10 protein-coding genes are annotated in these 13,077 nt (G+C 60.1%); 3 read left to right on the top strand and 7 right to left on the bottom strand.

Going from position 1 to position 13,077, the window contains the following annotated elements; translation table 11 throughout:
• Positions 1-224: 224 nt before the first annotated feature.
• The 5 genes from RWV98_RS07345 to RWV98_RS07365 all read right to left on the bottom strand — a co-directional run bounded on the left by RWV98_RS07345 (position 225) and on the right by RWV98_RS07365 (position 6,678).
• On the bottom strand, positions 225-2,111 hold the full coding sequence (locus RWV98_RS07345; protein WP_317864885.1) for a histidine kinase dimerization/phosphoacceptor domain -containing protein: 1,887 nt from the start codon (positions 2,109-2,111) through the stop codon (positions 225-227).
• Positions 2,108-2,680 carry an ANTAR domain-containing response regulator gene (locus RWV98_RS07350; RefSeq protein ID WP_280961874.1) on the bottom strand — a complete coding sequence of 191 codons (573 nt, stop codon included), beginning with the start codon at positions 2,678-2,680 and terminating at the stop codon, positions 2,108-2,110. The genes RWV98_RS07345 and RWV98_RS07350 overlap by 4 nt, the downstream gene beginning before the upstream one ends.
• A 22-nt stretch (positions 2,681-2,702) precedes the next feature.
• Positions 2,703-3,392, bottom strand: a complete 690-nt coding sequence (locus RWV98_RS07355) for an ATP-binding cassette domain-containing protein (protein WP_317864887.1) — start codon at positions 3,390-3,392, stop codon at positions 2,703-2,705.
• Complete coding sequence (locus RWV98_RS07360) at positions 3,385-4,995, bottom strand: excinuclease ABC subunit UvrA (protein WP_317864889.1); 1,611 nt, start codon at positions 4,993-4,995, stop codon at positions 3,385-3,387. The genes RWV98_RS07355 and RWV98_RS07360 overlap by 8 nt, the downstream gene beginning before the upstream one ends.
• A 669-nt stretch (positions 4,996-5,664) precedes the next feature.
• Entirely contained in the window at positions 5,665-6,678 is a 1,014-nt protein-coding gene (locus tag RWV98_RS07365; RefSeq protein ID WP_317864891.1) for an ROK family protein, read from the bottom strand.
• Positions 6,679-6,938: 260 nt separating this feature from the next.
• Between RWV98_RS07365 and RWV98_RS07370 the strand changes: the two genes are divergently transcribed.
• The 3 genes from RWV98_RS07370 to RWV98_RS07380 all read left to right on the top strand — a co-directional run bounded on the left by RWV98_RS07370 (position 6,939) and on the right by RWV98_RS07380 (position 9,540).
• On the top strand, positions 6,939-8,315 hold the full coding sequence (locus RWV98_RS07370) for an MATE family efflux transporter (protein ID WP_317864892.1): 1,377 nt from the start codon (positions 6,939-6,941) through the stop codon (positions 8,313-8,315).
• 115 nt (positions 8,316-8,430) lie between these two features.
• The gene (locus RWV98_RS07375) at positions 8,431-8,976 is read left to right on the top strand and encodes a flavodoxin family protein (RefSeq protein WP_317864894.1); all 546 of its coding nucleotides are present in this window, start codon (positions 8,431-8,433) and stop codon (positions 8,974-8,976) included.
• A 12-nt stretch (positions 8,977-8,988) separates the two neighbouring features.
• Complete coding sequence (locus RWV98_RS07380; RefSeq protein WP_317864896.1) at positions 8,989-9,540, top strand: flavodoxin family protein; 552 nt, start codon at positions 8,989-8,991, stop codon at positions 9,538-9,540.
• 848 nt (positions 9,541-10,388) lie between these two features.
• On the opposite strand, the gene RWV98_RS07385 is transcribed toward RWV98_RS07380, so the two are convergent.
• Together RWV98_RS07385 and RWV98_RS07390 are read right to left on the bottom strand one after the other, a co-directional pair.
• Positions 10,389-10,706, bottom strand: coding sequence for a helix-turn-helix domain-containing protein (locus RWV98_RS07385; protein ID WP_317864898.1), 318 nt, complete (start codon positions 10,704-10,706; stop codon positions 10,389-10,391).
• Between the two features lie 739 nt (positions 10,707-11,445).
• The gene (locus tag RWV98_RS07390) at positions 11,446-12,942 is read right to left on the bottom strand and encodes an aldehyde dehydrogenase family protein (RefSeq protein ID WP_280962854.1); all 1,497 of its coding nucleotides are present in this window, start codon (positions 12,940-12,942) and stop codon (positions 11,446-11,448) included.
• Between the last annotated feature and the right edge of the window lie 135 nt (positions 12,943-13,077).

Below are 13,077 nucleotides of genomic sequence, written 5' to 3' on the forward strand. Positions count from 1 at the left end.
AAGCCACAGATACCCTTCATCTTGTCCGATGAAAGCATCCATGGCTTATCACTTTGTCCGCCGGCGCGGCAGTCTTGACCGCGCCTGACGCTCTATGCACTTTTGTTATGGCTATATTAACACCACCCGTCTTTTTTGTCAATGATTTATATCTTATTTAATTTAATGAATATAATATTTGGTGAACCTGCATGATTCACGGGTTTTTAACTTGTTTAAAACGTTCATACAGTTGCGGCGCCGTTGTCCAGCGGCAGGGGGGACAGGCTGGCGCGGCGGGGAAAGCGCACGTTTGCCTCGGTGCCGTGCGGCGAAGCGGGCAAATAGGTAAGCGCGCCGTTTAATTCGCGGAGGATGCTGGTGATGATGCTCATGCCCACGCTTTCGGCCGCGTCCGCCTGAAAGCCCTCCGGCAGGCCCGCGCCGTTGTCCGCGACGGAGAGGATGACCATTGTGCCGGTATTGCGCAGCGTGATCCGCACGCGGCAGCCGCTTTGGCCGGGTAAAAACGCGTGGCGCACACAGTTGCTGATCAGCTCGTTTGTGACCAGCGCGATCGAGATCGCGTCGTCATAGGGCACGCTGGTCTCCTCAAGCTGGGTGTCGAGCGTGATCGACAGGCCGTGGTAAATATGCAGAATCTCTAGGATGAGCGTTTTCAGGTTGACCACGTTGCGCCCGAACCAATCCTTGCACAGCAGCGCGTGCACCGTGGCGATGCACTTGATGCGGTGCATCGCTTCGTCCAGTATTTCGCCCACGTTGGGGTCGGGCGCGGCGAGCGCGTCCGCCTTTTGCAGATACAGCAGGTTATGCACCATTTGCAGGTTGTTTTTGATGCGGTGGTGGGTCTCCTGCAATAAAACGGAGTTGCCCATCAGGCGCGAGGTCTCGATGGCGACGGCGACCTCGCGCGCGTACATTTTCAAATAGATCGGCGCTTGCGGCGCGGGCACGCGCCCGGCGGAAAACATCACCTGAATCAGCGCGTTCTTTTTTCCGTCCAGCCGCACCGGGTAGCAGAAAATGTGTCGTATCGTATCGCTTTTGGAGAAAAGCGCTTCAAATCGCGCCTCGCCCGCGCGAAATTGCAGCACGCCCTTCTGCTGAAGCAGCGCCAGCACGTCGGTGTGCGGCAAAAGGGGGAGCGGCGGCGCGCCGTCCCCGCTGGAGATCACATCCACCACGTTCATGCGCGATTCGTCCACCAGATACAGCACCGAGCAATCCGCGCCGAGCGCCTTGACCAGATCGCCCGCGATGTGCTCCAGCACGCGCTTGAGCTCGCCGTCCGACTGCATGATATCGTCGATATTGCTGATCGCCTGCAACACGGAAAGGTCGTCCTCCTCGGTGCGCGATTCGATGAGCGGCTCCCACCCGGAAAGCAGGTAGGCGATTTCACTGGGATTTTTGCGCACCTCCTCCGTGGGAAAGGTGCCCTTGATCGTGCCGCCGTCCAGAATAGAGATACGGTCGCCCAGCCGGAGCGCCTCCTCAAAGCTGCTGGTCATATAGATCACGCCGCAGCCCGCTTCGGTGAGAAAGCGCAGCACCTTGGGGAGCAGCCCGCGGCTTTCGCCGCCCAGATAATTGATCGCGTCGAAAAACACCGCGACAGGGGGCGCGATCGCGCACAAACGCAGCATTTCCACGGTTTTGCATTCGTCCACGCTCATCTGCGACGGGCTTTTGGACAGATCGAGCGAAACGCCCACCCGCCGCATCAGCTCCGTGCACTGGTCAAGCGCGCCGCGCTTGACGCAAAAACGGGGCTTGAGGCTGGCGATCAGGATATTTTCCGCGACCGAGATAGAAGGGCAGAGCATGGGCGCAAGGCCGATAAACTGAATCTCGCGCTCCAACCGGCGGCGTTTTTTGTAGGGCTGGCCCAAAATATCGTAAGCGCCCGACAGACCGAGCACGTCGCCGCACAGCAGGTCGCAAAAATTGCGGTGGTCGTAAATGTAGGTGCCGAGCAGCACGTGCGTTTCGCCCGGCCTTAGGTCGAAGCGGAGGTTTTGAAGCCGCCGCCCGCCGTGCGCGAGCGAGGAGAGGTTTTCCATGCGCAGCAGCGGCGCGCGGCTTTTTTTCTGCGTCCCCCTTGTCATTTAATCAGCTCCTCGCGGCGCAGGATATCCTGCGCGACCAGTACCAGCTTGCGGTTTTCGTTCCGGCTTTTGCGCTGCAAAAAGCGCATCGCGTCCTCGTCGCCAATGCCGAATTGATCCATCAAAAGCCCCTTGGCGCGTTCGATCACCTTGCGCTCGGAAAGGCGGTTGATGGCCTGATCGCGCTCGCTGATGGCGGCGCGCTGCTCGGCGTAGCGCGCGTAGGCAATGGACAGCGCGGATTCGATCTCGTATTCATCCACCGGCTTTTGCAAATAGCCGAACACGCCCGCCGCGCTGACGCGCTCGGTCACCTTGGAATCGCGGTAGCCCGTTATGACCACCGCCGGGATCTGAAAAACCTTTTGCACGGTCTCGATCGCGGTAATGCCGTCTATTTCGGGCAGGTTTACGTCCATCATCACGATATCGGGCCGCAGTTCCAGAATACGTTCGATCGCAAGCTTGCCGTTGCCGGCCGTGCCCACCACCTCGTGCCCGATATTGGCCACCATCTTCTGAAAACCGAGCCGCACGAGCGGCTCGTCCTCTGCAATAAACACGCGCACGGTATTTGCCTCCCCCCTCAAGTCAGTCTCTTTCCAGCGGCCTGTCCTCCCGGCGCAGCGCGCGGGCCGTGGCCGAATGGGGACAGTGTACGAGCCCCTCGGGCGGGCCTTCGTACAGCACCCGCCCGCCGTTTTTGCCGCCCTCCGGCCCCATGTCGATCACCCAATCCGCCCGGCGGATCACATCCAGATCGTGCTCCACCACAATGGCGGAAGCGCCCTCCTCGATCAGGCGGGCAAGCAGCTGCATCAGCTGCTCCACATCCGCCCCGTGCAGGCCGGTGGCCGGCTCGTCCAGCAGCAAGACGCCGCCCTTGCCGCCCAGATGGCTGGCCAGCTTGACGCGCTGGCACTCGCCGCCGGAAAGCGTGCCGGTCGGCTGGCCGAGCGTCAGATAGCCAAGGCCGACGTTTGCCAGCACCCGCAGCTTGGCGCGGATTTTGGGGCTTATAAAAAATTCCATGGCCTCGTCCACCGTCAGTTCCAGCACCTCCAGAATCGTTTTGCCGCCAAAGCGGTGGGAGAGCGCTTCTTCGCTGAACCGCGTGCCGCGGCAGGCTTCGCACGGCTGGGTCACCGGGTCCATGAAGGCCATTTCGGTGGTGACAAAGCCCTTGCCCTTGCAGACCGGGCAGGCCCCCTTGGAGCTGTAACTGAACAGCGCCGCGTCCACGCCGTTTTCACGGGCGAACAGGCGGCGGATTTCATCCATTATGCCCAAGTAGGTCGCCGGGGTCGAGCGGGAGCTGGCGCCGATCGGCGCGCTGCTGATGTGCTCGGCCTGCGGGTACCGGCGCTTCCAGTTCGCCGCAGACGAGCGAAGTCTTGCCCGAGCCGGCGAGCCCGCTCACCACGGTCAGCACGCCGAGCGGGATATCGACCGATACGTTCTTGAGATTGTGCAGCGTCGCGTTCCGAATGTGCAGCCAGCCCTTTGGTTTTCGCGGACAGGGATTGAGCGGCGTTTTCTTGCGCAGGCTCAGCCCGGTCAGGCTGTCCTGCTCCATAAGCGCGCCGACCGGCCCCTGAAAGATCACCCTGCCGCCGCCGGTACCGGCGGCGGGCCCCATGTCGATCACCTCGTCCGCCATGCGGATCACGGCCTTGTTGTGCTCCACCACGAGCAGCGTGTTGCCCCGGTCGCGCAGGCGCAGCAGCAGGCGGCCCAGCCGCTTCACATCCGCCGGGTGCAGACCGGCGGAGGGCTCGTCAAAAATATAGGTCAGCCCGGTCAGGCTGCTGCCCAAATGGCGCACCATTTTCAGCCGCTGCGCTTCGCCGCCGGACAGCGTGCGGCAGGGGCGGTTCAGGCTCAGGTAGCCAAGGCCCATATCGGTTATGCTGTGCAGCACGCGGACCAGCCGCCGCGTAAGGGAAGCGCCCACCGGGTTTTCCAGCCCTTCCAGCACGGCGGAAAGGTCGCCGATCTCCATTTCGCCCAGCTCGTGGATGTTATAGCCCAAAAGGCGGCTTTCGAGCGCCGCCGCGTTCAGGCGCGCGCCGTGGCAGGCGGGGCAGTCGCATTCGGTGGTGAAATCGCGCAGGATGCGCTGCGCGGCCTTGCTGCCCGCGTTTACGTCCCGCTTGAGATATAACCGCTCGATGCGGTCGAGAAAGCCCTCGTAGGTGAGCGTGTAATCGTTCCAGACCTTGCCGGTCGTGTTGCGGATGGGTACGATCACGCCCGAGCCGTGCAAAAAGTCCTGCCATTCCCGCTCGCTCCACTGGACAAGGGGCTTGTCAGGGTCCAAAAGGCCCGAATTGGCGTAAAGCTGCCACTGATAGGCGCCCACCTGATGGCCGGGGAACAGGATCGCGCCCTCGCTTAGCGATTTCTCCGTATCCAGCAGCTTGGCGAAATCAAAGCGCACGGTCTTGCCGAGGCCGCTGCACGCCGGGCACATGCCCGAGGGATCGTTGAAGGAATAGGCGGAGGACGGCCCGGCGCTCGGCGTGCCGCAGCGGGAAAAGAGCAGGCGCAGCAGGGGGGCCAGATCGGTCATGGTCGCCACGGTTGAGCGGATATCGCCATGAAACGGCTTTTGGTCGATCACGATCGAGGTGGTCAGCCCGTCGATCATGTCCACGGCGGGCATTTCGTAGTGGGGCAGGCGGCTGCGCAGATAGAGCGGGTAGGTGTCGTTCAGCTGTCTGGCCGCCTCCACCGCGATTGTGTCGAACACCAGCGAGGACTTGCCCGAACCGGATACGCCGGTAAAGACCACCAGCTTGCCCTTTGGAATGGAAAGGCTTATGTGCTTTAAATTGTTTTCATGCGCGCCCGAAAGGACGATCGCGTCGCGTGCGCGGGGCATACCGCATTCCTCCTTATCTGTCGGCGTTTCATTAAAAATATTATAGCACGGCTCGAATGGTGCGTAAAGCGCTTGCTAACTATAATTTTTCTAAATATAAAAAATATTATTTTAAGCATTGACAAATTGAGCGAAACGGCTTATCCTGATAGTGGAGGGCGTTCCTCAGGCGCCTTCGATCTCTTTCGTTTTCCTGCCTTGCCCGCCGGTGGGCGCGCCAATGTTATTTTGTTAAGGGAAACGCATAGGAAAAAAACAAGGGATTCACAGAGCTAGTAGGGCGCGAGAAGGTGAATTGGCCGAAGGCCAAGAGAAGCTGGTCTGGACCACGCCCTCGACGCGCCGTCTCGAAGGGACGTAACACTTTCTGAGAAACCATGTCCCTTCGCTCGGCCGTACCGGCCTGTTTGATGCTCTCACTTATCCCGGTGCTTCGCTCTCGGCGCGCCGAGGGCGTCGCGCCCTACTTTTTCTGTGTTTGCGTTATCTTTTTTGTCTTGCCTGACCTTATATGAATGACATTGGTGGGCGCGCCTCTCCCTACATACATGCGGCGTTTCAGATCCGGCTGTCCTCCGGGTCGTTCGCCGGCCGGGCAAGGGAAACGCAGAGCCAAGCGGCCGCAGACATTCGCTGTCTGCGGCCGCTTGGTTTTATATCGGGGGACTGTTAAACGATAAAGGGGAACAGGGTGGAATCAAGCGTCAGCCGGATTAGGCCGAGCGCGTAGTTTTCAAACGTGTGGCCGTCGGTACGGAGCTCGGGCAGGTGCTGCGGGCCGAGCACCTTGCCGCACAGCGCGAGGATCTCCTCCGCGTCCGCGTCGCCAAGGCTATTGCTCAGCAAAACAACGCTCGCCGGGTTGATGGTGCAGCAGATGGTTGTGAGAATCTGGGAGGCGAACCGCAAAAACGCGGGCCGGTCGTTCAGCAGGCGCGCCTGCTCGTCCGGCGAAACGCCGAAGGCCTCCGCCACGTGCCAGACCGAGCCGGACAGCATGGTGGAGCCGGTCAAGGAGTGGCCGTTTACGATAAAGCCGCTGCCGACATAGCCGCTGGTCTCCGGGAAGTAGATGGCGGCGAAATCGCCGCGTCGCTCGGCCTGTTCGTGGTAAAGGTAATAGGTGATGATGTGCATATCGTTCTTGACGATCACCTGCACGCCGAACCGCTCGCTCAGCGAGCGGACAAAGTCGGCCTTTTCCAGCCCCTTGATGTCGCAAAACTCGATCACGCCGTCGCTCACCACGCCGGGAATGCCGATGCCCACCGTGCGGATGAGCGGGTCCGCCGCGATCCGCTCGGCGACCAGCTCCTCGATGGTCTGCTGGGACAGCTCGCCGGGCGTGAGCTGCCGCTGTTCGATCACGCCGCCAAGCGCGTCCGCCACGGCGAGGTCCAGCGAACCGTGGTCCGCGTGCGTGTATACGCAAATACTCAGCACGTGCAGATAGTCCCGGTTGTAGGAGAACAGATCGGAAGGGCGGCCAATGCCCGCGCCGACCTGATCGACCTTGAGGATTTCCTTTGCCTCAAGCATTTCATTCAGGGCGGTCGAGCAGGTGGCCATGCTCAGATCGGTCTCCTTGACGATGTCGGCCTTGGTGCAGGTCTCGTGCTTCTGGATGGCCTCGCGGATGCGTTCCTTGTTGCGCTGGCGGATTTCGATTGCGCTGGTAATCATTTGTTCTAACCTCGATTCAGCGGACGGCGCGCAAGCCAAGTTCGCGCCGCCCGCATTTCAATTTATTGTGCAGCAATGGGTATTAAAATATATCATATTATAATAATATAATATCCTAAATCTCCCTTCTTGTAAAGCCTTTTGAAAAAATTGCCCGCCGGATGAAAATAGATATTGCTTTATTTTGGTTGATAATATAAACTAAATAAAATACAAGAAAAGAATTGCGTGAAGCAAGGCATGGACAGGGGGAGAGCGACGTGCGCGCAAAGGTAAGAGAAATGACGAAGGGCAGGCCGATCAGCCTGATCTTCTTTTTTTCGCTGCCGCTGATGGTGGGCAGCGTGTTCCAGCAGCTCTATATGATCGTCGATTCGATCATCGTGGGCCGGGGCGTGGGCGTGCAGGCGCTGGCCTCGCTCGGCGCGGCGGATTGGATCAACTGGATGCTGCTCTGGGCAATTCATGGGTTCACACACGGTTTTTCCGTCTTGGTGGCCGAGGTGTTCGGCGCGGGCGACCATAAGCGCCTGCAAAAGGTCATCGGCCAGATCGTGCTGCTCAGCCTTGCGGTCGGCGTGGTGCTCACCGTGGTGGGGCTGCTCGCGATCGATCCGCTGCTTCGCCTGCTCCAAACGGAGCAATCGATCATCGGCGGTTCCCGGCAGTACTTACAGGTGTTGTTCGCGGGCACGATCATCGTGTTGGGGTACAACATGTCCGCCGCGATCCTCCGCTGCATGGGCGATAGCCGCACGCCGCTGGCCGCGATGGTGGTGGCGGCGGTCGTCAACATCGGGCTGGACCTTTTGTTCGTCCTGCAATTCCATATGGGCATTTTCGGCGCGGCGGTCGCAACGGTCATCGCCCAGCTCTGCTCGCTGCTCTATTGTCTGGCCGCCATGCGGCAGCTTCCGGCCTGCTGCCTGTCGCGCGAGGAGCTGCGGCCCGACAAGCCCCTGCTGCGCCGCCTGTTCAGCCTTGGCGCGCCCACGGCGCTGCAAAACGCCGTGATCGCGGTGGGCGGCATGGTCGTGCAGTTTGTGCTAAACGGCTTCGGCATTGTGTTTGTCGCGGGCTTCACGGCCACCAATAAGCTGTACGGCGTGCTGGAAAGCGCGGCCATCGCGTTCGGCTACGCCATGACCGCGTATATGGGGCAGAACCGGGGCGCGGGCCGCACCGACCGGATCGACGCCGGCATACGGGCCGTTGTCACGCTTTCGGCGGTGATCTCGGTCGTGATTTCGTTTTTCACCATTGCATTTGGCAAGGGGCTGCTCAGCCTTTTCGTTTCAGCGGAAGAAAAAAACGCGGCCGAGGTGATCGAGATCGCCTATCATTATCTGTTCATCATGAGCTGCCTTCTCATCATCCTATTTCTGCTGCACGCCTACCGTTCCTCGCTGCAAGGGCTGGGCAACATGCGGGTGCCGATGGCGTCCGGCGTGGTCGAACTGTTCATGCGCATCGGCGTGGCGCTGCTGCTGCCGCCGCTGATCGGCAGGGAAGGCATCTTCTACGCGGAGGTAGCCGCGTGGACGGGCGCGGCCGTGTTTTTGGTGGCGTATTATTACACGCATATCCGGCGGATCAAGGCTGGGATCGATGCGGAGCGTAAAATTATAAAGGAATAAAAATAATATTTGAAAAAATATGCCGCAACGCCTTGACACTGCCGCGCGGCGGTGATATCATGCAGTTAGACGGAAGGAAAGGAGCGCGGGAGACTGCTCTTCCGCAACATGCATGATGGGCAAGAACATACTGATCCTGACCGCCAGCGCGCGGCAGGGAGGAAACAGCAACCTTATGGCGCGGGCGTTTCGGGAGGAGGCCGAGCGCGCGGGACATACCGTGGAGGTGTTTGACACGGCGGCGCATCGCATTTTGCCCTGCCGCGCCTGTGACCAGTGCTTTTCGGCCGGGCGCGCCTGCGTCTTTGCGGACGATTTCGCGCTGCTCTCGCCCCTGCTGGAACGGGCGGACACGCTGGTTTTGGCCATGCCGCTTTACTGGTATACCTTCCCGGCTTCGATCAAGGCGGCGCTCGACAAGCTCTACGCGTTCATCGTCGGCGGCAAAACGCTGCCGATCAAGGAGGCCGTGCTGCTCATCTGCGGCGAGATCGCGGAGGAGCGGGTGTTTGAAGGCGCGGTGCGCTCGTACGAGCTTATTTTGGAGGATCGCGGCTGGAAGGACAGCGGCCGTCTGGTCGTGCCCGGCGTGAACAAGGCGGGCGAGATCAAGGAAACGGACGCGCTGGACCGCGCGCGGGCGCTGGCCCGTTCGCTGTAAGGGGGCGGGACAATGAAAAAGAATGTTTTGGTGCTGACCGGCAGCCCGCGTCCGCACGGCAACAGCGACCTCATGGCCGATGCGTTCATACAGGGCGCGCGTGAAGCCGGGCACGAGGTGACGAAGTTCGACTGCGCGCATCATCGCATGGCGGGCTGCATCGCCTGCGACGTTTGCTGGAGCCATGGCTCCGCCTGCGCGGTTCAGGATGATTTTCAGCAGCTGATCCCGCTGCTGGAAGCGGCGGATGTACTGGTTTTTGCTTTTCCGCTTTATTGGTCGTCCATGCCGTCGCAGATGAAAGCGCCAATCGACCGGCTATACGCCTATTGCGCGCCGAACTGCCGCACGCCGCTGAAAGCAAGCGAAAGCGTTCTGCTCGTCTGCGGCGAGGCGGAGGACGAATCCTACTTCCGCGATGCGGTACACATGTACAGCGATATGGCGGACTATTTCAAGTGGCGGCAGCGGGGCAATATTCTGGTGCCCGGCGTCCGCGAAAAGGGCGAGATCGAGCACACGGACGCGCTTGCCCGCGCGCGTGCGCTTGGGGCGGCGCTGTAATTCAAAAAACTAAGGAGCGCTGTAGCGAAAGCTGCGGCGCTCCTTATTTGGGCTTCCCCCGACGAGGGGAAGCTGGCACGGCGAAGCCGTGACTGAAGGGGGGCGTAAGGGTGGGCGGCCATGATGTGCGTGCATTCTTGGTGGCTCGCTTTGCTCGCAATGAAATGCGCGGCGGTAGCCGCGAGGGAACGTCGCGCCGCCCGGCGCGGGGGCCAAGGGGAAGGGAACACCTTACGGTTTTCCCTTCCCCTTGGAACTCCATTCTTTTCCCTTCTCCTGCATGGGGGCGGCACGAGCCGCCCTTTTGTTATATAAACAATTTGTCGCGGTGCCGGATCGGGTGCCGGGGGATTCAGTGGACGGGTTGCTTCGCTCGGCCGGACCGGCCTAGTTTCGCGCGCCCACATTTGCTGGCGCTCCGTTTGATCGGTGGCTCGCTTTGCTCGCGATTTGATGCGCGGCGGTAGCCGCGGGGACGATTGCGCCGCCCGGCGCGGGGGCAAAGGGGAAGGAACAACCATACGGTTTTTCCTTCCCCCTTGACCTCCATTCTTTTCCCTTCTCCTGTATGGGGTGGGCGAGCCGCCCTTTTGTTATATAAACAATTTGTCGCGGTGCCGGATCGGGTGCAGGGGGATTCAGTGGACGGGTTGCTTCGCTCGGCCGGACCGGCCAAGTTTCGCGCGCCCACATTTGCCGGCGCTCCGTTTAGTTGGTGGCTCGCTTTGCTCGCGATTTGATGCGCGGCGGTAGCCGCGTGCGGCGGCGTGAGTCACGCCGCCCTACGACAGCCTTGTGCAACCCGCTTGTAGGGCGGAGTGACCCACTCCGCCGCTCGGTATGCTGAACTACATTTGCTCCAATGCGCTGCGCACCATAGCGGTCACAATTTGAATTTGAACAGGCGTTGCGCTCTGCCATAGATCCGAAAGTACGCCAAAATCGCTTAGTTCGTTTTCTATCAGCACATCGGTAAGCAAGTAGGTTGGCGATACCTTGAGTTCGTCGCATAAGCTGATAAATACCGGCAGGCTGGGCGTCTTTCGCTCTGCTTCGATTTGGCGAAGATAAGTTGCATTGATGTGACATAATTCCGCTAATTGTTCGCCGGTCAGTCCACGGCTGATTCGCGCTTTTTTCAAACGTTGCCCCATCAATAGCTTCATGTTTTGCCCTCTTTTTTTGCTTTATTGTAGCTTCATTATAACCCGTCTTGTATCATTCATGTTTCGTGATAAGGAAACATTGGGCTGTCATGAGAAACCGAATATAAAAAACGCGGCCGTAGGGCGGGCTGACCCAGCCCGCCGAAAGCGAAGCGCCAAGACAAGTGGGCGCGCGAAACTAGGCCGGTCCGGCCGAGCGGAGCAACCCGTCCACTGAATCCCCCGGCATCCGGTACAGCACCGTCAAAAATTGTTTACATGACTAAAGCGCGGCTCACACCGCCCCCAAGCAGGAGAAGGGAAAAGAATGGAGTTCAAAGGGGAAGGAAAAACCGTATGGTTGTTCCTTCCCCTTTGCCCCCGCGCCGGGCGGCGCGTTCGTCCTTCGCGGCTACCGCCGCGCATTTCATCGCGAGCGCAGCGAGCCTCCCAAAATAGCGAACCGGCGAGCCACGCACCTCATGAACGTAATCCCTTACGCCCCCCATTCGTCACGCGCCTACGGCGCGCGCCACCTTCCCCTCGTGGGGGGAAGGCCAGATCGCGCGCGTTGCTTAAGTTTACGCATATGCCTCGCCGGGGGAAGCCCAAATAAGGAACGCCGCTCAGGTGTTCGTCCCCGCGCCGGGCGGCGCGTTCGTCCTTCGCGGCTACCGCCGCGTATTTGATTGCGAGCAAAGCGAGCCACCAAAAAAGGGCACGCCGCAAAAACGCGGCGCGCCCTTTTTCATACAGGTGCTTACATATCCTTCATCTGCTGCGCGACCTGCGCGCGGAAGTTGGAAAGGAAATCGCCCATGCCGTCGGCATGCTCGTACAGGCGCTCCTTGGGGGAAACGTCGCAGAAGCCGTAGGTCTTTAGGCGTGTGAACTCAGCGCAGGAGTAGCCCGCGCCCTCGTTGCCGATGCCGGTGCCCTTGCAGCCGCCGAACGGCTGGTCGTTATGGCGCAGCGCGCTGGAACCGTTGACCCATACCGCCGAGGATTCCACGTGCTCGGTGTAGTAGAAGGACTTCTTCAGGTCCTTGGTGATCACGCAGGCGGACAGGCCGTACTGGCTCTGGTTGGCGATCGCGACGGCCTCTTCGTCGGTCTCAAAGGTGATGATCGGAACGACGGGGCCGAATACCTCCATATCGCACGCGATATCCATATCCTTGGTCACGTTGTCCAGAATGGTCACGTCCATTTCGGGGCCGTTGCGCTTGCCGCCGTAAAGGAGCTTCGCGCCCTGATCGATGGTGTGCTGAATCTGCTTCTCGACGCGCTCGGCCGCCTTGGTGGAGACCAGACGGGTCAGCTGCGCCTCGGGATCGGTCGCGTGGCCGCGCTTGAGGGTGGAAACAAAGTTCACAAGGCACTTGACGAACACATCGTGCGCCTTCTTATGTACGATGGTGCGCTTGGGGGAGGCGCAGACCTGCCCGTTGTTCTCGTTGATGCGGCCCCAGCACAGGCACTCGATCGCCTTGGCGATCAGTTCGGGATCGTTCGCGGCTTCCTCGGTGATGATGAGGGGATCGTTGCCGCCCAGTTCCAGAATGACCTTCTTGATGGTGGGCGCGGCGTCGTGCATCATCTCTGCGCCGGCCTCGGTGCTGCCGGTCATGGCGATGCAGGCGACCTTTTTGTTGGTCAGCAGGTTTTCGGTGCAGTCCTCGCGGCTGCCGGTGACGAATTGCAGCACGTCCTGCGGCACGCCGGCTTCGATCGCCAGATCGATCAGCTTCTTGACGCAGCAGGGGGCCGTGGTGGATGCCTTGACGATCATGGTGTTGCCCATCAGAAGCGCCGGAACGACCTTTTGCAGGGTCAGCTCGACCGGGTAGTTGAAGGGGATGACCGCCGCGACGACGCCCAGCGCTTCGTGACGGACCATGACCACGTGATCCTCGTAGCCCTCGGAGCTGTCGCACAGCACCTCGCCGTACATGTGCTTGCCCACTTCGATGTTGGCGCGGCCGATCTCGGCGGCGTAGGTGGTCTCCGCGCGGGACTGAAGGATGGGCTTGCCCATTTCGCAGGACATGTAGTTTGCGATCTCCTCGCGGTTCTGGTCGATCAGGTCGCAGAACTTGTAAAGAATTTGGCCGCGCTCGAACAGCGGCACCTTTTCCCAGCGGGGCTGCGCCGCGTAAGCGACGTCTACCATTTCCGCGATCTCCTTGCCGTCGTAGTGCGGGACGCTGCCCACTACCTTACCGGTCGATTCATCGATGATTTCCATCATGCGCATGATTTTGTTCCTCCTATTTTGACGATGTTGTATGGTGGAGCGACGTTTGACCGCTGCTTTTTATTAGCTTTAATTTAACACATAAAATAAAGCCTGTCAATGAAAATTTATAGGTTATTTTAAAAATCGAAGAAA

The sequence above is a fragment of the Agathobaculum sp. NTUH-O15-33 genome (assembly GCF_033193315.1).
Taxonomy (GTDB): domain Bacteria; phylum Bacillota; class Clostridia; order Oscillospirales; family Butyricicoccaceae; genus Agathobaculum; species Agathobaculum faecihominis_A.